The 18,224-nt window shown below is 71.6% G+C and carries 16 protein-coding genes and 1 pseudogene; 9 read left to right on the top strand and 8 right to left on the bottom strand.

Translation table 11 applies throughout. From position 1 onward, the window contains the following. The first annotated feature begins 268 nt into the window (after positions 1-268). Positions 269-1,057, top strand: a complete 789-nt coding sequence (locus V2W30_RS34045) for a MerR family transcriptional regulator (protein WP_338703870.1) — start codon at positions 269-271, stop codon at positions 1,055-1,057. Here the strand turns inward: V2W30_RS34045 and V2W30_RS34040 are convergent. The 4 genes from V2W30_RS34040 to V2W30_RS34025 all read right to left on the bottom strand — a co-directional run bounded on the left by V2W30_RS34040 (position 1,041) and on the right by V2W30_RS34025 (position 7,041). Next, the gene (locus tag V2W30_RS34040) at positions 1,041-3,230 is read right to left on the bottom strand and encodes a 3-hydroxyacyl-CoA dehydrogenase NAD-binding domain-containing protein (protein WP_338702438.1); all 2,190 of its coding nucleotides are present in this window, start codon (positions 3,228-3,230) and stop codon (positions 1,041-1,043) included. The genes V2W30_RS34045 and V2W30_RS34040 overlap by 17 nt on opposite strands. A 251-nt stretch (positions 3,231-3,481) precedes the next feature. After that, the gene (locus tag V2W30_RS34035) at positions 3,482-4,696 is read right to left on the bottom strand and encodes an acetyl-CoA C-acetyltransferase (RefSeq protein ID WP_338702437.1); all 1,215 of its coding nucleotides are present in this window, start codon (positions 4,694-4,696) and stop codon (positions 3,482-3,484) included. Positions 4,697-4,732: 36 nt separating this feature from the next. Further along, positions 4,733-5,875, bottom strand: a complete 1,143-nt coding sequence (locus tag V2W30_RS34030; RefSeq protein ID WP_338702436.1) for an acyl-CoA dehydrogenase family protein — start codon at positions 5,873-5,875, stop codon at positions 4,733-4,735. An 8-nt stretch (positions 5,876-5,883) separates the two neighbouring features. Beyond that, positions 5,884-7,041, bottom strand: coding sequence for a CaiB/BaiF CoA-transferase family protein (locus tag V2W30_RS34025; protein ID WP_338702435.1), 1,158 nt, complete (start codon positions 7,039-7,041; stop codon positions 5,884-5,886). 228 nt (positions 7,042-7,269) lie between these two features. On the opposite strand from V2W30_RS34025, the gene V2W30_RS34020 reads away from it, so the two are divergent. Further along, positions 7,270-8,019: a hypothetical protein gene (locus tag V2W30_RS34020; RefSeq protein WP_338702434.1), complete on the top strand. Its 750-nt coding sequence runs from the start codon at positions 7,270-7,272 to the stop codon at positions 8,017-8,019. 37 nt (positions 8,020-8,056) lie between these two features. Here V2W30_RS34020 and V2W30_RS34015 read toward each other — a convergent pair whose 3' ends face one another. Continuing rightward, complete coding sequence (locus V2W30_RS34015; RefSeq protein WP_338702433.1) at positions 8,057-8,455, bottom strand: MmcQ/YjbR family DNA-binding protein; 399 nt, start codon at positions 8,453-8,455, stop codon at positions 8,057-8,059. Between the two features lie 100 nt (positions 8,456-8,555). Between V2W30_RS34015 and V2W30_RS34010 the strand changes: the two genes are divergently transcribed. Beyond that, positions 8,556-9,758 (top strand): saccharopine dehydrogenase family protein, encoded by a 1,203-nt coding sequence (locus tag V2W30_RS34010; RefSeq protein ID WP_338702432.1) that lies wholly within the window; start codon positions 8,556-8,558, stop codon positions 9,756-9,758. Here the strand turns inward: V2W30_RS34010 and V2W30_RS34005 are convergent. Then, positions 9,730-10,434, bottom strand: a complete 705-nt coding sequence (locus V2W30_RS34005; RefSeq protein ID WP_338702430.1) for an endonuclease V — start codon at positions 10,432-10,434, stop codon at positions 9,730-9,732. The two genes, V2W30_RS34010 and V2W30_RS34005, sit on opposite strands and share 29 nt — an antisense overlap. Positions 10,435-10,518: 84 nt before the next feature. Between V2W30_RS34005 and V2W30_RS34000 the strand changes: the two genes are divergently transcribed. Both V2W30_RS34000 and V2W30_RS33995 read left to right on the top strand, forming a co-directional pair. After that, positions 10,519-10,950, top strand: coding sequence for a GNAT family N-acetyltransferase (locus V2W30_RS34000; protein ID WP_338702429.1), 432 nt, complete (start codon positions 10,519-10,521; stop codon positions 10,948-10,950). A gap of 265 nt (positions 10,951-11,215) precedes the next feature. Beyond that, complete coding sequence (locus V2W30_RS33995) at positions 11,216-11,518, top strand: YciI family protein (protein WP_338702427.1); 303 nt, start codon at positions 11,216-11,218, stop codon at positions 11,516-11,518. On the opposite strand, the gene V2W30_RS33990 is transcribed toward V2W30_RS33995, so the two are convergent. Then, a complete protein-coding gene (locus V2W30_RS33990) occupies positions 11,515-12,561 on the bottom strand; it encodes an oxidoreductase (protein ID WP_338702425.1) in 1,047 nt (348 codons plus the stop codon). The two genes, V2W30_RS33995 and V2W30_RS33990, sit on opposite strands and share 4 nt — an antisense overlap. 272 nt (positions 12,562-12,833) lie before the next feature. Here V2W30_RS33990 and V2W30_RS33985 point away from each other — a divergent pair, with 272 nt between their 5' ends. Then, the gene (locus V2W30_RS33985; RefSeq protein WP_338703869.1) at positions 12,834-13,193 is read left to right on the top strand and encodes an SsgA family sporulation/cell division regulator; all 360 of its coding nucleotides are present in this window, start codon (positions 12,834-12,836) and stop codon (positions 13,191-13,193) included. 19 nt (positions 13,194-13,212) lie between these two features. Here V2W30_RS33985 and V2W30_RS33980 read toward each other — a convergent pair. Next, positions 13,213-14,297: pseudogene (locus V2W30_RS33980) on the bottom strand (ABC transporter substrate-binding protein). Positions 14,298-14,618: 321 nt separating this feature from the next. On the opposite strand from V2W30_RS33980, the gene V2W30_RS33975 reads away from it, so the two are divergent. The 3 genes from V2W30_RS33975 to V2W30_RS33965 all read left to right on the top strand — a co-directional run bounded on the left by V2W30_RS33975 (position 14,619) and on the right by V2W30_RS33965 (position 18,189). Continuing rightward, entirely contained in the window at positions 14,619-16,223 is a 1,605-nt protein-coding gene (locus V2W30_RS33975) for an ABC-F family ATP-binding cassette domain-containing protein (protein WP_338702424.1), read from the top strand. Between the two features lie 119 nt (positions 16,224-16,342). Beyond that, on the top strand, positions 16,343-17,119 hold the full coding sequence (gene ddaH / locus V2W30_RS33970) for a dimethylargininase (protein ID WP_338702423.1): 777 nt from the start codon (positions 16,343-16,345) through the stop codon (positions 17,117-17,119). 95 nt (positions 17,120-17,214) lie between these two features. After that, the gene (locus V2W30_RS33965; protein WP_338702422.1) at positions 17,215-18,189 is read left to right on the top strand and encodes an acyl-ACP desaturase; all 975 of its coding nucleotides are present in this window, start codon (positions 17,215-17,217) and stop codon (positions 18,187-18,189) included. Positions 18,190-18,224 lie beyond the last annotated feature (35 nt).

Below are 18,224 nucleotides of genomic sequence, written 5' to 3'. Positions count from 1 at the left end.
GTGCTCCGGCCCGCGACACCCCTGACAGCGCGCGGACCGACGGTGCACCTTCCCCCAGAGATCACCTCGCACGCGGTGGCAGAGATCACATAGCGGTTCTTCTCACATGGCAGGACGCCTCTGTACAGGCTCTCGAATCAGGCGTATAAGGCGTCGCGTTCGGCGATCTCGGCGCCGGACACTTTCACAACATCGGTGTGTCAGCAATACTGTTCAACCTGTGGTGAACCTGTTGGGTACCAGTACGCGAGCGACCCGCGAGGCGGACATGACGACGCACACCGAGGACGCCTCCACCGAGGACGTCCCGACGCTGACCGTCGACGAACTGGCGGCGCGGGCGGGCGTCACCGTGCGCACGATCCGCTTCTACAGCACGCGCGGCCTGCTGCCGCCGCCGGTGATCGGGCCGCGCCGGGTCGGCCACTACGGACAGGACCACCTCTCGCGGCTCGCCCTGATCGAGGAGCTCCAGCACCAGGGCATGACCCTCGCGGCGATCGAGCGGTACCTCGAGCAGCTCCCGGCGGACCTGAGCGCGCACGACCTGGCCATCCACCGCGCGGTGGTGGCGAGTTGGGCCCCGGACACCAGGGAGACGGTGTCGCGCCGGGAGCTGGAGCGGCGGGCCGGGCGGGCGCTGGACGACGAGGATCTGGCGCGGCTCGCGGCCATGGACATCGTGGGCATCGAGGACGGCGCCGACACCTTCCGCTGCGACGCGGGACTGCTGCGCCTCGGTGTCCAGCTCCTCGACGTACCGCTGTCACTGCCGTCGATCCTCGGGGCCCGCGACATTCTCGTGGAGCACTCGCGCGCGGCGGCCCAGGAGCTGTCCCGGCTGTTCCAGGACGAGGTGGCGCAGCGGGCCGCGCAGGACGTGAAGTCGCTGTCGGCCCATATGCAGCCGCTGGTGGTGCAGGCACTGCTCACCACGTTCCAGCGGTCCCTGAAGGAGTCGCTCGGCGAATGGCTCACCGCCTCCCCCGCACCTCGTGGGGACGAGGACGGTGTCCCCGCCCCCACGAGTCGGCAGGACGTCAGCGAGCGTCGGTGAACGTCTCGCCCTTCTCCGCCTTCTCCACCAGCAGCGCCGGCGGCAGGAAGCGGTCGCCGTAGCGCTCGGCCAGCTCCCGCGCGCGGGCCACGAAACCGGGCAGGCCGCCCTCGTAGCCGTTGATGTACTGGAGCACGCCGCCGGTCCAGCCCGGGAAGCCGATCCCGAAGATGGAGCCGATGTTGGCGTCGGCGACGGAGGTGAGGACCCCCTCCTCCAGGAGCCGGACGGTGTCCAGCGCCTCGGAGAAGAGCATGCGCTCCTGCATGTCGGCGAACGGGATCTCCGTGCCCGGCTTCGTGAAGTGCTCGCGCAGGCCCGGCCACAGACCGGCGCGCCTGCCGTCCTCGCCGTACTCGTAGAAGCCCGCGCCGCCGCTGCGGCCCGTGCGCCCGAACTCGTCGACCATGCGGTCGATGACGGCTTCCGACGGGTGCTCGGTCCAGGTGCCGCCCGCCGCCTCGACGGCCGCCCGCGTCTCCTGGCGGATCTTGCGGGGCAGGGTCAGGGTCAGCTCGTCCATCAGGGAGAGGACCTTGGCCGGGTAGCCCGCCTGGCCCGCGGCCTGCTCGACCGACGCGGGCTCGATGCCCTCGCCGACCATGGCGACGCCCTCGTTGATGAAGTGGCCGATGACGCGGGACGTGAAGAAGCCGCGGCTGTCGTTGACGACGATCGGCGTCTTGCTGATCTGCCGTACGAGGTCGAAGGCGCGGGCCAGCGCCTCGTCACCGGTCGCCTCGCCCTTGATGATCTCCACGAGCGGCATCTTGTCGACGGGCGAGAAGAAGTGCAGACCGATGAAGTCGGCCCGGCGCTCGACGCCCTCGGCGAGGACGGTGATGGGGAGCGTCGAGGTGTTCGAGCACAGCAGCGCGTCCGGCGCGACGATGTGCTGGATCTCCTGGAACACCTTGTGCTTGAGCGACGGGTCCTCGAAGACGGCCTCGATGACGGCGTCGCAGCCGGCCACGTCCTGCGGGTCCGCGGTGGGCGTGATGCGGGCGAGGAGCGCGTCCGCCTTCTCCTGCGTGGTGCGGCCGCGCTTCACGGCCTTGGCGCAGAGGTTCTCCGAGTAGGCCTTGCCCTTGGCGGCGGACTCGGCGGAGACGTCCTTGAGGACGACCTCGATCCCGGCGCGGGCGCACGAGTAGGCGATGCCCGCGCCCATCATCCCGGCGCCGAGGACGGCGACCTTCCTGACCTCGCGGGGCTCGATGCCCTGGGGGCGGTTGGCGCCCGAGTTGACGGCCTGGAGGTCGAAGAAGAACGCCTGGATCATGTTCTTCGCGGTCTGGCCGGTGACCAGCTCGGTGAAGTAGCGGGCCTCGATGACCAGGGCGGTCTCGAAGTCGACCTGGGAGCCCTCGACGGCGGCGGCCAGGATGTTGCGGGGAGCGGGGTAGGGGGCGCCGCCCAGCTGCTTCTTGAGGTTGGCCGGGAAGGCGGGGAGGTTCGCGGCGAACTTCGGGTTGGCCGGCGTGCCGCCGGGAATGCGGTAGCCGGGCTTGTCCCAGGGCTGCGCCGACTCGGGGTTCGCGTCGATGAAGGCGCGGGCCTTCTCGATCATCTCCTCGCGGGTGGCGGCCACTTCGTGGACCAGGCCGTTCTCCAGGGCGCGCCGCGGGTTGTACTGGGTGCCCTGGAGCAGCACCTTGAGGAGCGCGTCGGCGATGCCCATCAGGCGGACGGTGCGAGTGACGCCGCCGCCGGCCGGGAGCAGGCCGAGCGTGACCTCGGGCAGGCCGATCTTGGAGCCGGGGGCGTCGAGGGCGACGCGGTGGTGGCTGGCGAGCGCGATCTCGTAACCGCCGCCCAGGGCCGCGCCGTTGATCGCGGCGACGACCGGCTTGCCGAGGGTCTCGATGCGGCGCAGCGCGTTCTTGATGCCGAGGCCGGCCTCGAAGACGGCCTGGGCGTCCTCGGGCCCGGCCTTCATCATGTCCTTGAGGTCGCCGCCCGCGAAGAAGGTCTTCTTGGCGGAGGTGTAGATGAAACCGCGGATCGCGTCGGGGTTGGCGGCGAGCTCGGCCTGGGCGCGGTCGGCGGTCGCGGCGATGGATTCCTTGAACGCCTGGTTCATGGTGTTCGCGGACTGGCGGGGGTCGTCGAGGACGAGGGTGACGATGCCGGTCTCGTCCTGTTCCCAGCGGATGGTGGAGCTGGCGGTCATATTCGTGTCTCCGTGATGTTCGGTGCGGCGGGGTCGGCGGCTAGGGGGGAGGGAGGGGCGTGTTCTTCGTCGCCGGGTGCGGGAGGTTCGTGGCTGGTCGCGTGGTTCCCCGCGCCCCCGAGACGCGCACTTCGTGCGGCATCTCCTCGGGGAAATGCGGCGCGCGGCACCTGCGTTTCAGGGGCTGAGGGAACCGCGCGACCAGCCCACGGCGCACCCGCACCGGGCGACGGAAAACGCTCCCTGCGGCGCTACACCCGCTCCACGATCGTCGCGATCCCCATCCCGCCGCCGACGCACAACGTGGCGAGCCCGTACCGGAGGTCCCTGCGCTCGAGTTCGTCGACGAGCGTGCCCAGGATCATCGCCCCGGTCGCGCCCAGCGGGTGGCCGAGAGCGATCGCGCCGCCGTTGACGTTGACCTTGTCCAGGGAGAGGCCCATGTCCCGCACGAAGCGGAGCACGACCGCCGCGAAGGCCTCGTTGATCTCGACGAGGTCGATGTCGTCGATGGTCAGGCCCGCCTTGGCGAGGGCCTTGCGGGTGGCGGGCGCGGGCCCGGTCAGCATGATGGTCGGCTCGGAGCCGGAGACGGCGACCGAGACGACACGGGCGCGCGGCGTCAGGTCGTACCGCTCGCCGACCTCGCGCGAGCCGATGGCGACGAGCGAGGCGCCGTCGACGATGCCCGAGGAGTTGCCCGCGTGGTGGACGTGGTCGATCTTCTCGACCCAGTGGTACTTCTGGAGCGCGACCGCGTCGAAGCCGCCCAGGTCGCCGATGTCGGCGAACGACGGCTTCAGCTTCGCCAGCGAGTCGGCGGTGGTCCCCGGGCGCAGGAACTCGTCGTGGTCGAGGACCGTGAGTCCACTGCGGTCCTTGACCGGGACGACGGACCGCTCGAAGCGCCCGTCCTTCACGGCGGCGGCCGCCCGCTCCTGGGAGAGCGCCGCGTACTCGTCGACGTCGCGTCGGGAGAAGCCCTCGATGGTGGCGATGAGGTCGGCGCCGATGCCCTGCGGGACGAACCCGGTGTCGAAGTTGGTCATCGGGTCGGCGAACCAGGCACCGCCGTCGGAGGCCATCGGCACCCGCGACATGGACTCGACACCACCGGCGAGGACGAGGTCCTCCCAGCCCGAACGCACCTTCATCGCGGCCAGGTTGACCGCTTCGAGGCCCGACGCACAGAAGCGGTTCTCCTGGACGCCCGCGACCGTGTCGGGCAGTCCGGCCGCGATGGCGGCGATGCGGGCGATGTCGGAGCCCTGGTCGCCGACGGGTCCGACGACGCCGAGGACGATGTCGTCGATGGCGGCGGGGTCGAGGCCGGGGAAGCGGGCCCTGATCTCGTGGATGAGGCCGACGACGAGGTCGATCGGCTTGGTGCCGTGCAGGGAGCCGGTGGCCTTGCCCCGGCCGCGCGGGGTGCGGATCGCGTCGTAGACGTACGCGTCAGTGGTCACGGAGGTGCCTTTCGGAGCAGCGGAACGAGGGTCGGGTCAGGACAGCAGCGAGCGTCCGATGATCTCCTTCATGATCTCGGTGGTGCCGCCGTAGATGGTCTGGATGCGTCCGTCGGTGAAGGCCTTCGCGACGCGGTACTCGGTCATGTAGCCGTATCCGCCGTGCAGTTGGAGGCAGCGGTCGGCGACGCGCTTCTGGAGTTCGGTGGCCCACCACTTGGCCATGGAGGCGTGCACGGCGTCGAGGGTGCCCGCGCAGTGGTCCTCGATGCAGCGGTCGAGGAACGTCCGCGTGACGGCGCACTCGGTGGCCATCTCCGCTATCTCGAACCGGATGTGCTGGAGCTTGGCGAGCGGCCGTCCGAAGGCCTCGCGCTCCTTCACGTAGCTCGTGGTGATCTCCAGGAGGTGCTCGGCGGCCGCGATGGCGGCGACCGCGATGCCCATGCGCTCCTGGGCGAGGTTCGTCATCAGGTGGACGAAGGCGCCGTCGCGCTCGCCGAGCAGGTTCTCCTTCGGGACGCGTACGTCGTGGAAGAACAACTCCGCGGTGTCCTGGGCCTTCTGGCCGATCTTGTCGAGGTTGCGGCCGCGCTCGAAGCCCGCCGTGCCGCGCTCGACGACGAGGAGGGAGAGCCCGCGCGCGCCGCCCTCGGGGGTGGTCTTCGCGACGACGATGACGAGGTCGGCGAGGATGCCGTTCGAGATGAAGGTCTTGGAGCCGTTGAGCAGCCAGTGGTCGCCCTTGTCCTCGGCGGTGGTGCGGATGCCCTGGAGGTCGGATCCGGCGCCGGGTTCGGTCATGGCGATCGCGGTGATCAGCGAGCCGTCGCAGAAGCCGGGCAGCCAGCGGCGCTTCTGCTCCTCGGTGGCGAGCGAGGTGAGGTACGGGCCGATGATGTCGTTGTGCAGTCCGACGGCGAGGCCGGAGGCGCCCGCGCGGGTGAACTCCTCGGCGAGCACGGCGCTGTAGCGGAAGTCAGGGTTGCCGCCGCCCCCGTACTCCTCGGGCACGGCGAGTCCGAGCAGGCCCTGGCGTCCGGCGGCGAGCCAGGCCTCGCGCGCGACGATGCCGTCCTTCTCCCACCGCTCGTGGTGCGGGGTCACCTCCTTGGCGAGGAAGGTGCGGACGGTCTCGCGGAACGCCTCGTGCTCGGCGCTGAACAGGCGTCGTTCCATGCTCGCGATCAACTGCCTTTCTTCGTGGGCTCGTGCAGCGCCGGTACGCCCCAGTCGCGGGCGACGTCGGCGGTGTCGGCGCCCGGCCGGGCGGGGCCCGAGCGGACGGTGGCGGGGGTGGCCGAGAAGCGGGGCGCGGGGGCGGGCTGGGTGATGCCGCCGTGCTCGACGAAGGTGCCGCGGGCGGCGAGGTGCGGGTGGGCGGGCGCCTCGCGCAGCGAGAGCACGGGGGCGACGCAGGCGTCCGAGCCCTCGAAGACGGCCGTCCACTCGTCTCTCGTACGGTCCTTGAAGCGGGCGGCGACGGCGTCGCGCAGCTCGTCCCAGCGTGTGAGGTCCTTGCGTGCGGGAGCGATGTCCGCGAGGCCCATGAGTGCGATGAACTCGTCGTAGAACTGCTGCTCCAGGGCGCCGACCGCCATGTACCGGCCGTCGGCGGTCTCGTACGTGCCGTAGAACGGACAGCCGCCGTCGAGCAGGTTGGCGCCGCGCCGGTCCTGCCAGCCGCCGGCCGCGAGCATGCCGTGGATCATCGCGGCGAGGTGGGACGCGCCGTCGACGATGGCGGCGTCGACGACCTGGCCCGCCCCGGTGTCGCGCGCGTGGTGGAGGGCGGCGAGGATGCCGACGACCAGGTACAGCGAGCCGCCCGCGTAGTCCCCGACGAGGTTGGCGGGGACGGTCGGGGGTTCGCCGGGCTTGCCGATCATGCCGAGGGTGCCGGTGAGCGCGATGTAGGCGATGTCGTGCCCGGCGCGCTGCGCGAGGGGGCCCTCCTGGCCCCAGCCGGTCATCCGGCCGTAGACCAGTTTCGGGTTGCGGGCGCGGCACTCCTCGGGTCCGACGCCGAGGCGCTCGGCGACGCCGGGGCGGTAGCCCTCGATCAGCACGTCGGCGCGCTCGACGAGTTGGAGCACCTGCTCGGAGCCGCCCTCGGCCTTCAGGTCGACGAGGACGGAGCGCTTGTTGCGGTTGGTGATGTCGTACGCGGGGTCGATCGCGAGGCCGGAGCCGCCGGGCCGGTCGACGCGTACGACGTCGGCGCCCAGGTCGGCGAGGAGCATCGCGGCGAACGGTCCGGGGCCGATGCCGGCGAGCTCGACGACGCGCACCCCGGTGAGCGGGCCGCCCTGCCGGTCGCGGGTTTCGGTGCCTGCCACTGCCATCCGTCACGTCCCTAGTCTGTGACACAACTGATGTAACACCAGTGATGCTAAGAACACGTTCCGGTGAGCACAAGCCCCGAACGAGCAAGCGCTTAGCCAATTTACGGGCTCACGCTCCGCGCGCCCTCCCTCGCCGCGCAAAGTGGACACCTGCCTTCCGGTGACCACCCGGACTCGTGGGGTATTCGGGGATTTCGTCCGTAAGTTCCTCGGAAGGGAGACCAAGAGATGCACGGGAGTCGTGTGCTGACACTGACCGCCGTCGCCGGAATGTCGTTACTGGGGCTCGTGGGGTGCGGTGGTGACAGTGACGAAGGTGGCGAGGCCTTCAAGGGAACGAGCGCCGACCGGATAGCGGCCGACGCGGTCAAGGCCACGGAACAGGCCGACTCGATGCACGTGAAGGGCAGGATGCGGCAGTCCGGCGGCGAGGAACTCACCGTGGATCTGGCGGTGGACCAGCGCAAGAACTGCGACGGCACCATCAAGACGGCGGGCACGACCGCCGACGTGCGCCACCTCGACGGCACGCTCTATCTGCGGGGCGACGAGAAGTACTGGCAGACCGCCCTGAAGGAGCAGCCCGGGGCCGGGAAGATCGTGCCGAAGGTCAAGGACAAGTGGGTCAAGACACCGGCGGACGACTCCATGACGCAGGGCCTGTGCGACAAGCAGGGGCTCGTGGCGTCGATGGACGAGGACAAGTCCGAGCGCAAGGGGCTCAAGAAGGCAGGCACGACCACCGTCGACGGCAAGGAGGCGATCAAGCTCACGAAGAAGGCGTCCGGCGGCGAGACGCTGACGCTCTACGTCGCCACCGAGGGCAAGCCGTACATCCTGCGCACCACGTCGAGCGGCGGCGAGAGCCCCAACACGGCGACCTTCAGCGACTACGGCAAGGCGGTCGAACCGCAGGAGCCCTCGGCCGACGAGACCGTCGACCTCAAGGCGCTGGCGGCCGCGTCCCAGCGGACGTGACCCCGGCCGACGCGATCCCGGCGGACGCGACCGAGGATCACTCCCCCGCGCCGTCCAGCTCGGCGATGAGCCTCTTGGGCGCGATCGTCCGGTAGCTCTCCTCCACCCAGTCGCACAGCAGGTCCGCGGCCGGTGCGCCCTTCTCGTCCAGCGGGACGCGCACCCAGCCCGCCTTGCCGAGCCCGTACCCGGCGGGCTCGGCACCGGGCGCCGTCAGGGCGTGGGCATGGGCCTCCTCGTCCGTGAGCTTGACGGTCAGGCCCATCGGGTAGGTGCCGTCGTCGACGCCCATGAAGACGAACACCTTCTTGTTCACCTTCGCCACCGTCTCGCCCCAGGGGAACTCCTCGGTGGCGCCGGGCAGCCCGAGCGCGAACTCCCGCACCCGGGCCCACGTGCGCAGGGCCCGCTGCGACGGTTTCCTCGGTTCGGTCACGGCGGCCTCCGCTTCCGGGCAGGGGCCCGTGCGGCCCCGCTCCCCGTCCACGCTAGCCTCGGCCACCGACAACGGCGCGCGACGCACGGTGAGGGATGTCATGAACGAGTCGGGTACGACAGACGGCAGGGCGGACAGGCCGTACGACGTGGTGCTGTTCGGGGCGACGGGCTTCGTCGGGGTGCTCACCGCCGAATACCTCGCGGCGCACGCCCCCGAGGGGTTGCGCTGGGCGATCGCGGGCCGGGACACGGCGAAGCTGGAGCGGCTGCGCGAGCGGCTCACCGGGATCGATCCGTCGTGCGCGGTGCTCCCGCTGGTGCGCGCGGACGTCGCCGACCGGGCGAGTCTGCGCGAACTGGCCGCCCGCGCGCGCGTGGTGGCCACGACCGTGGGCCCGTACCTGGAGTACGGCGAAGGGCTCGTCGCGGCCTGCGCCGACGCGGGCACCGACTATGTGGACCTCACGGGCGAGCCGGAGTTCGTGGACCTCATGTATGTGCGCCACGACGCCCGCGCGCGCGAGACGGGCGCCCGGCTGGTGCACGCCTGTGGCTTCGACTCGATCCCGCACGACCTGGGCGCGTACTTCACGGTGCGGCAGCTGCCCAAGGGCGTGCCGCTGCGGGTCGACGGTTTCGTACGGTCGAACGCGACGTTCTCGGGCGGCACGTTCGCCTCCGCCCTGAACCAGTTCGGGCGGGCCCGGCAGATGGTCGCCGCGCACCAGGACCGGCGGCGCCACCAGCCGCGGCTCGTGGGCCGCACCGCGTACGCGCCGACCGGGACCCCGCGTTTCGCCAAGGAGGTCGGGGCGTGGGCGGTGCCGCTGCCCACGATCGACCCGCAGGTGGTGCAGCGCTCGGCGCGCGCCCTGGAGTCCTACGGGCCCGACTTCCGCTACCGGCACTACGCGGCCGTGAAGTCGCTGCCGGTCGCGGTGGGCGGGGTCGCGGCGGCCGGTGCCCTGTTCGCGGCGGCCCAGGTGCCGCCCGCACGGCGGTGGCTGGGCGGGCGGCTGCTGCCCGGCGACGGGCCGGGCCGGGAGCGCCGGGCGAAGAGCTGGTTCTCGGTGCGGTTCGTCGGCGAGGGCGGCGGGCGCCGGGTGTTCACCGAGGTGGCCGGCGGCGACCCCGGGTACGACGAGACGGCGAAGATGCTCGCCGAGTCCGCGATGTGTCTCGCGCAGGACGAACTTCCGGACACCGCAGGGCAGGTGACGACGGTCGTGGCGATGGGCGACGCGCTGATCGAGCGGCTGCGGGCGGCCGGGATCACGTTCCGGGTCGCCGCCGAGCGCTGACCAGGGCGTCCCTGCACAGCCGGTCGGCCCGTCGCGTGGTCTCCGGGACGCGATAGGCCGGGGTCAGGGACAGCGCGTGCGCGCACGCGTTGTCCAGGGAGATCCGGTGGCCCACGGACACGTAGACCGGCTTCACGCCGTCGCGGGTGCGCAGCGCGCGGCCGACCTCCTCGGCGCCGTCCAGGAGGGCGGCCGTGCTCCCCCGCGCCCGGCCCAACTCGCCGTGCGCGAAGGCGAACGGGTTCTTCGCGACGCCCATCGTCGGCAGCCCGGTGAGCACGCCGAGGTGGCTCGCCAGGCCGAAGCGGCGCGGATGCGCGCGGCCGTAGCCGTCGCAGACCACGAGCCCGGGATCGGTGCGCAGCGCCTCCAGGGCACCGAGGACGGCCGGGATCTCGCGGAACGCCAACAGCCCGGGAACGTAGGGGAAGGCGACGTGCCCGACGGCCGTCGCCTCTTCGAGCACGTCGAGCGTGGCCGCGTCCAGGACGACGGCGGCCGCGGCGACGACGTCGTGCTCGTCGTCGTACGCGACGTCGATGCCGGTGACGGTGCCGGTCCCCGGCGGCGGGCCGGCCTCGTCCAGGGCGACGCGGTCGCGCAGCGCGTCCTGCACCGCGCGCGCCGCGGCCTCGTCCGTCGGCCAGCCGTCAGGGATCCCCGTGGTCGTGAGCATGCCCACACCCTAGACAGCGGCGCCCCGCACCCTCGTATGATGTAAGGCATGAATGACTCCATCGACCCTTACGAAGGTGTTGACGTGGACCCTCACGCGGCCCCTTACGTATTGGAGCCCGGGGTTCCGTCCGTCGAGGTGTACCGGCGGCTGCGCACGGACGCGGGCCTGTCCGACAAGTCCCCCGAGGCGGCCGCCCTCGCCCTGCCCCACACCTGGTACGGCGTCGTGCTGCGGCACGAGGGCGAGCCGATCGGGATGGGCCGGATCGTCGGGGACGGCGGCACGGCGTTCCTGATCGTCGACATCTGCGTGCACCCCGACCACCAGGGCGCGGGCCTCGGCAAGCGCATCATGGCCGCGCTCACGCAGGAGCTGGAGCGGCGCGCGCCCGCGACGGCGTACGTGTCGCTCATCGCGGACGGCCCCGCGAAGTTCCTCTACGAGAAGTTCGGGTTCGTCGAGACCTCGTCGTACGGGTCGGTGGGCATGTCCCGGCTGATGACGGGCGCCTAGGGCGCGTCGGACGGTCAGAGCCTGCCGCCCGCCGTCGTGTCGGACGACAGGCGCTGGGCCGCGTACACCGGGATCACAGGCGGCGGGACCTCTTCGCACGTGCCCGGACTCGCCCTCGGCGACGTCGAGTTGGATGCCGTCGACGGCGTGCACCTCGCCGTACGCCTCGCGCAGGGCGATCGCGGGGGTGGCTCCGGGCATCGCCCTATGCGTAGATCACGCACACTTCAACGCACGCCACAAGACCGCGCGTACCCTGACGATCATGTTCGTACTGGAATTGACATACACGGCACCGATCGAGCGCGTGGACGCCCTCCTGGAGGCGCACCGCGCCTGGCTCGACGGGCACTTCGCCGCGGGGACCTTCCTCGCGGCGGGCCGCAAGGAGCCGCGCGACGGCGGCATCATCATCGCCGCGGGGGACGATCGCCGGGCCGTCGAACAGCTCGCGGCGACCGACCCCTTCGTGACCGGCGGGGTGTGCGCGTACGGGATCACCGAGTTCATCGCGGCGCGGACCGCCCCCGAACTGGCCACCTTCCGGCAGGAGTCGCCCGCCGGCTAACGCCGCAGGCGCGCCACCCGCCCCTTCTCGCCGGACGCCCAGCAGGCCCCGTCCCGGGTGCAGTCGACCGTGTCGTACGAGCCCGTGTCCACGGTGCGCCAGGTGCGGCCGCCGTCCGTGGTGAGGTCGGTTCCGGTGGGGCCGACCGCGAGGGCCCCGGAGTGCGTGCGCGGGAGCCAGGCGACACCCGAGCGGTACGCGGGCGGCGGCTGCGCCGATCCGGTCCAGGTGCGGCCCGCGTCGCCGGTGACCGCGGCCGCCCGCGGCGAGGGCTGGTCGGCGCGGTAGTCGCCGCCGACGGCGATGCCGTGCGTACGGTCACGGAAGGCGAGGCCGAAGACACCGCGCGCGGAGTCGCCCGCCGGGATCGGCGTATCGGTCGCCGTCCACGTCAGACCCCGGTCCGCGGAGTGCAGCACGCGGGCGGTCGCGCCGCCGCCGGTGGCCAGCCAGACGTCCTTCGGGCCCGACGCCACCAGGCACTGGCCGGACGCCGCGAAGCCCGCCTCGCCGGTCTGCGCGGGCGGCATGCCGGCACTCGGCAGGACCGTCCAGGATCGGCCGCCGTCGCGGGTCGACAGGATGCGGTACGTGCCGTCCACCGGGTCGCTCATCGCGAGCCCGTGCCGGTGGTCGAAGAACGTGACGCAGTCGTAGAACGCCTTCGGGTCGGGGTTTCGGAACGACTCGGTCCAGGTCGCGCCGCCGTCGTCCGTACGGAAGATCCGGGAGTCCTCGCCCTCGCCGATCGCTAGGGCCACGGCGCGACGTGCGTCGAACGCCTCGATGTCCCGCAGTTCGAGTCCGGCCGCGGCGGGCGGCGACACGTCGCTCCAGCGCGTCCCGCCGTCGGTGGTGCGCAGGACGGTGCCCTTCGAGCCCGCGACCCACGCCGTGTCGCGGTCGACGGCGGCGAGACCGCGGAACCGAACGTCCTTGTTCGTGGGTCTCAGTTCCCAGAGGGGATCCTTCCCCGTGCCGGACGTCTGTGCGGCGGCCGGTACGGAGGCGGAGACCGCCAGCACCACCGCGACCAGAGCCATCAGTTTCCTCAGCGTGCCCCGTGTGCCCCACGTGCTCAGTCGCCTCATGGCGCGCGAAGCTAGTCCACTGTCCCGGCTGCGTCCAGAGCACCATGGTTGAAACCGGTGACAGAGGTCACTCGCATTTCACCTGACGTGAGGTGCACGGATTACATCGTTCCGTCGTCTATTCAGGTAAGGCCTTCAGATCGTCCGTCACTAGGGAGCAGGCGTTGTCGTCCACCGTCATCGAGCAAGCCGTAGAGGCCCGTCTCGTCGCCGCCGCACCGCGGATGGCGAGCATCCCCGCGACCCTTCGCTACGACGTACGGGACCCGTTCGCGGTCCGTATGTCCTTCCCGGCCCCCGCGACGCTCGAAGGCGTCGAGGTGTGCTGGACCTTCGCCCGTGAGCTGCTGTCCACCGGGGTGGCGGAGTCCGCGGGCACCGGTGACGTGCGGGTGCGGCCCTACGGCTACGACCGGACGGTCCTGGAGTTCCACGCCGTGGAGGGCACCGCGATCGTGCACGTCCGCACCGGCGAGCTGGAGCGCTTCCTGACGGACACGGCGGAGCTGGTCCCGGCCGGCGCCGAGGCCCTGCACATGGACATGGACAGTGATCTGGTGGAGCTGATGCGGGACGCCTACTGAGCGTTTGCGGCCCCGCCCGTCAGCCCGTCCAGCGCGTCCGGAAGGCGCCGGGGTCGGACGGGGACCGGTCGGCCACCTGGACGGGCGGCCAGGTCCACTGCGCCACGGTGATGCCCGGCGTGCGCGAGAAGCGGATCGGACCCCGGGTACCCTCGACCGTCAGGTGCGGCCAGGAAGCGGCCGTCGCCGCGCGGTCGGTGCCGTGCGCGCGCAGCGACTCGGCCAGGACGGTGATCGTGTCCCAGCCCTCGTGCGCGACGAAGGAGGGCGGCTCGCCCAGCCGGTGGCGAAGGAGCCGGTCGACGCGCTCGCCCAGCGGGCCGAGGCGTTCGGGCAGGTAGCGCAGGAACGGGATGCCGGCGCCGTCGGCGCCGAGCGCCGCCGCCCATCCGGGGAACTCCGGCTGTCCGGCGGGCGCGCCGATCAGGATCTCGGTGAGCCGCGGGTCCGCCCGGATCGCCTTGACGAGGGGGACCGCCGGGTCCGGCGCGCCGACCAGGAGCAGGAGCGCCGTCGCGCCGTCGGCGGCGAGCGCGTCGCACAGGGCCGCGGGGGTCAGCGCGTGCGCGTCGAGGACGACCACGCTGCCGCCGCGGGCCGTGACGTGGTCCCGCAGGATGTCCGTCCCCGCCGCCCAGTAGACGCTCGGCTGAGCCGCCACGGCGATGCGGCGACGGCCCTCGGCGAGCAGGAAGTCCGCGAAGATCCGCCAGCCGCGGGACTGCGCCGGAGCCAGCCGCGCCACCCACCGCGCCGGTGCGTCGGTGAGCGCGTCGAGCACGGCGGACGAGCAGAGGAACGGCACGCCGACCGCTTCGGCACGCGCGGCGGCGGCACGGGCGACGACGCTGTGGTACTCCCCACGACGGCGGCGACGCCCAGGCCCGCCAGTTCGTCCACGGCCGTCGCGGCCCGTCCCGGGTCGGCCGCGGTGTCCCTGACGGCCAGTGCGAGGGGGCGCCCGGCGATCCCGCCGGAGGCGTTGACCTCGTCGACGGCCAGTTCGAGCCCGGCGAGCAGGTGCCGGCCCGCCTCCACCCAGCCGGGCGGTGACAGCGGGACGAGCGCACCCACACGGACGGGCGGCAGCGATGGCGTGTTCATGCTGTTCATTGGATCCGTCCCGCTCCCCACGGGCAACGGGATTTAAATGCCTTGACCGTGACGGCCGCGCCTTTTTACCGTGTACGTGGTTCTGTTGCCGTCGATCGGAGAAGGACGTTGCTCGTCTGAGGTCTTGAGACACCGCGCATGTCACGCCGCGCCTTCGCCGCGCGTGCACGGACATGTCGTCGTGTGAGACCTCGGCATCCCGAGCCGTCCTCCCCGCCGGTACAGGCCTTTTTTGTTGCCCATGGCCCCGCGGTGTCTCGAACGCGTCGCACCCCTGTCACCGTGCCGCCATCGAGCAACCGCGAGGCCTGTATGTCATCGTCCACACGTCACCCCCGCTCCGCCCCCGCGTCCGTCGCCTGCACCGGCCTGTCCTACGTCTGGCCGGACGGCACCGGCGTCTTCGACGGCCTCCAGGTCGCCTTCGGGCCCGGCCGCACCGGCCTGATCGGCGTCAACGGGTCAGGGAAATCGACCCTGTTGAAACTGATCGCCGGTGAGCTGACGCCCGGCGACGGCACCGTGCGGGTCAGCGGCGAGATCGGCTACCTGCCGCAGAACATCACGCTCGACACCGCGCTCCGCGTCGACGAGACCCTCGGCATCGACGCGGTCCGCGCCGCGCTGCACGCCATCGAGGCCGGAGACGCGCGCGAGGAGCACTTCACCACCGTAGGCGACGACTGGGACGTCGAGGAGCGGGCGCTCGCCACCCTCTCCGCACTCGGCCTGGGCGACATCGACCTGGACCGCACCATCGGCGAGGTGTCCGGCGGCGAGTCCGTCCTGCTGCGGCTCGCCGCGCTGCTGCTGCGCCGCCCGGACGTGCTGCTGCTCGACGAGCCCACCAACAACCTCGACCTGCACGCGCGGCAGCGCCTGTACACCGCCGTCGACGGGTGGTCCGGAGTGATGGTCGTCGTCAGCCACGACCGTGAACTCCTCGACCACGTCGACCAGATCGCCGATCTGCGCGGCGGCGAGGTCACCTGGTACGGCGGGAACTTCTCCGCCTACGAGCAGGCCCTCGCCGCCGAACAGGAGGCGGCCGAGCGGATGGTGCGGGTCGCCGAGACCGATCTGAAGAAGCAGAAGCGCCAACTGGCCGACGCCCAGGTCACGTTGGCGCGGCGGAGGCGCTACGGGCAGAAGATGTGGGACTCCAAGCGCGAACCGAAGATCGTGATGGGCGCCCGCAAGCGCGCCGCCCAGGTCTCCGCGGGCAAGCACCGCATCCTGCACGAGGAGAAGCTCGCCGAGGCGAAGGAGCGCCTCGACGAGGCCGTGGAGCTGGTGCGCGACGACGACGAGATCCGCGTCGACCTGCCGTTCACCGCGGTGCCGCCGGGCCGTGAGGTGCTCACCCTGCGCGGGCTCCGGCTCGCCCACGGGGCGGGCCTGCCGGGCCAGTTCGAGCTGCGCGGGCCCGAGCGGGTCGCGCTCGTCGGACGCAACGGCGCCGGCAAGACGACCCTGCTGCGCACGATCGCCGGGGAGCTCGCGCCGGTCGAGGGCGAGGCGATCGCGCACGTACCGCTGCGCTTTCTGCCGCAGCGCCTCGACGTACTGGACGACGGGCTGAGCGTCGCGGAGAACGTGGCCCGGTTCGCGCCCGACGCCACGAACAACCGGATCCGGGCGCGGCTCGCGCGCTTCCTGTTCAAGGGGGCGCGGGCCGACCAGCCGGCGGCGACGCTGTCCGGCGGCGAGCGGTTCCGGGCGGCGCTGGCCGCGCTGATGCTCGCCGAGCCCGCGCCGCAGCTGCTCCTCCTCGACGAGCCGACGAACAACCTGGACATGGCGAGCGTGGCCCAGCTGACGTCGGCGCTGGAGTCGTACGAGGGGGCCCTGATCGTGGCCGGCCACGACATGCCGTTCCTGGAGTCGATCGGGGTGACGCGGTGGCTGCACATGTGAGGGGGAGGTGACAGCCGGGTAACGGGGGATTCCGCCCGGCCCGTCCTGCTGTGCATGATGTGCGCGTCCTCACGTGTCGGGGCCTCCCGCAGCACCCGCGATCGCCATGGAGTTCACCCGTGCCCAGCAAGAAGGCCCTCGTCCGCCGTCCGGGACCGCGCATCGCCGACGGGCTCGTCACCCACCTGGAGCGCACGCCCGTCGACGTCGACAAGGCCCTGTCGCAGTGGCAGGGCTATGTCGACGCGCTGGAGGCGCACGGCTGGGAGACGTTCCTGGTGGAGCCGGCCGACGACTGCCCGGACGCGGTGTTCGTGGAGGACACGGTCGTCGTTTTCCGCAACGTCGCGCTGATCACCCGCCCGGGGGCCGAGCAGCGGCGCGGCGAGATCGCGGGGGTCGAGGAGGCCGTCGCGCGGCTCGGTGCCTCCGTCAACTGGGTGTGGGAACCGGGCACGCTGGACGGGGGCGACGTACTGAAGGTGGGCGACACGCTCTACGTGGGCCGCGGCGGCCGGACGAACGCGGCCGGGGTGCGCCAGTTGCGGGCCGTTTTCGAGCCGCTCGGGGCCCAGGTCGTGTCGGTTCCCGTCAGCAAGGTGCTGCATCTGAAGTCGGCGGTGACGGCACTGCCGGACGGCACCGTCATCGGGCACGAGCCGCTGGTCGACACCCCGTCGCTGTTCCCCCGCTTCCTGCCGGTGCCGGAGGAGGCGGGGGCTCACGTGGTGCTGCTCGGCGGTGACCGGCTGCTCATGGCGGAGAGCGCCCCGAAGTCGGCGGAGCTCTTCGCGGACCTCGGATACGAGCCCGTTCTGGTGGACATTTCGGAGTTCGAGAAGCTCGAAGGCTGTGTGACGTGCCTCTCAGTTCGCCTGCGGAGCCTGTACGCGTAACCGTGACTCTTTATGGGGCGCTTAACCTACGGCAACGTAACCTACGACACCGTAGGTAAAACCGCTCGCTGTACCTCCGTCCCCCAGGAGCCCCTGTGACCGTCATCTCCCCCCGCCTCGGCTCGTCGACCAGTTGGACCGACGCCCGCCTTCTGTACGCGCTGGAGGAAGTGGTCGAGAAGGAGCTGAACCGGCATCTGAAGGTCGCCAAGGACTGGATGCCGCACGAGTACGTGCCCTGGTCCGACGCCCGTAACTTCCCCGGCCTCTTCGAGGACGGCGAGGCATGGGAGAAGGAGCAGTCGAAGGTCACCGAGGTCGGCAGGACCGCCCTGATCGTCAACCTGCTGACCGAGGACAACCTCCCGAGCTACCACCACGAGATCGCGACGCTGTTCGGCCGCGAGGGCGCCTGGGGCACGTGGGTGCACCGCTGGACGGCGGAGGAGGGCCGGCACGGCATCGTGATGCGCGACTACCTGCTCGCGTCGCGCGCCGTCGACCCGGACAAGCTGGAAGCCTTCCGGATGTCGCACATGAGCGAGGGCTACGAGTCGGACAACAACCACTCGATGCTGCACTCGATCGCGTACGTCGCGTTCCAGGAGCTGGCCACGCGCATCTCGCACCGCAACACCGGCCACCAGTCCGGTGACCCGGTCTGCGACCGGATGCTGGCGCGCATCGCGACCGACGAGAACCTGCACATGGTCTTCTACCGGAACCTCCTGAAGGCCGCGTTCGAGCTCACCCCCGACCTGACGATGCGCGCCGTGCGCGACGTGGTCGTGAACTTCCGGATGCCCGGCCACGGCATCCCCGGCTTCGAGCGGGCCGCCGCGCAGATGGCGATCGGCGAGGTCTACAACATGCGCATCCACCACGACGACGTGCTCCAGCCGGTGCTGCGCTTCCTGAAGGTCCTGGAGATCGACGGGCTCGGCCCCGAGGGTCTCAAGGCGCAGGAGGAGCTGGGCCTGTTCATGAACGGCCTCGACGAGGAGGCTTCGAAGTTCGACGCGAAGCTCGCCGCGCGCAAGGCCCGGATGGCGGCGCGGGCGGCTTCCTGACCCGCTCGGCCCTCGGTCCTGCCGCGGTCGCGTCC

This window comes from Streptomyces sp. Q6 (assembly GCF_036967205.1).
GTDB classification, from domain to species: Bacteria; Actinomycetota; Actinomycetes; order Streptomycetales; family Streptomycetaceae; genus Streptomyces; species Streptomyces citrinus.
Note: the sequence above shows the minus strand (reverse complement) of the source record. Positions and strands in the feature narration are given on the sequence as shown.

Coding starts and splice junctions, on each gene's coding strand:
- V2W30_RS34045 (WP_338703870.1), top strand. CDS start 269: ATGACGACGCACACCGAGGACGCCTCCACCGAGGACGTCCCGACGCTG.
- V2W30_RS34040 (WP_338702438.1), bottom strand. CDS start 3,230: ATGACCGCCAGCTCCACCATCCGCTGGGAACAGGACGAGACCGGCATC.
- V2W30_RS34030 (WP_338702436.1), bottom strand. CDS start 5,875: ATGGAACGACGCCTGTTCAGCGCCGAGCACGAGGCGTTCCGCGAGACC.
- V2W30_RS34025 (WP_338702435.1), bottom strand. CDS start 7,041: ATGGCAGTGGCAGGCACCGAAACCCGCGACCGGCAGGGCGGCCCGCTC.
- V2W30_RS34020 (WP_338702434.1), top strand. CDS start 7,270: ATGCACGGGAGTCGTGTGCTGACACTGACCGCCGTCGCCGGAATGTCG.
- V2W30_RS34010 (WP_338702432.1), top strand. CDS start 8,556: ATGAACGAGTCGGGTACGACAGACGGCAGGGCGGACAGGCCGTACGAC.
- V2W30_RS34005 (WP_338702430.1), bottom strand. CDS start 10,434: ATGCTCACGACCACGGGGATCCCTGACGGCTGGCCGACGGACGAGGCC.
- V2W30_RS33995 (WP_338702427.1), top strand. CDS start 11,216: ATGTTCGTACTGGAATTGACATACACGGCACCGATCGAGCGCGTGGAC.
- V2W30_RS33990 (WP_338702425.1), bottom strand. CDS start 12,561: ATGGCTCTGGTCGCGGTGGTGCTGGCGGTCTCCGCCTCCGTACCGGCC.
- V2W30_RS33985 (WP_338703869.1), top strand. CDS start 12,834: ATGGCGAGCATCCCCGCGACCCTTCGCTACGACGTACGGGACCCGTTC.
- V2W30_RS33975 (WP_338702424.1), top strand. CDS start 14,619: ATGTCATCGTCCACACGTCACCCCCGCTCCGCCCCCGCGTCCGTCGCC.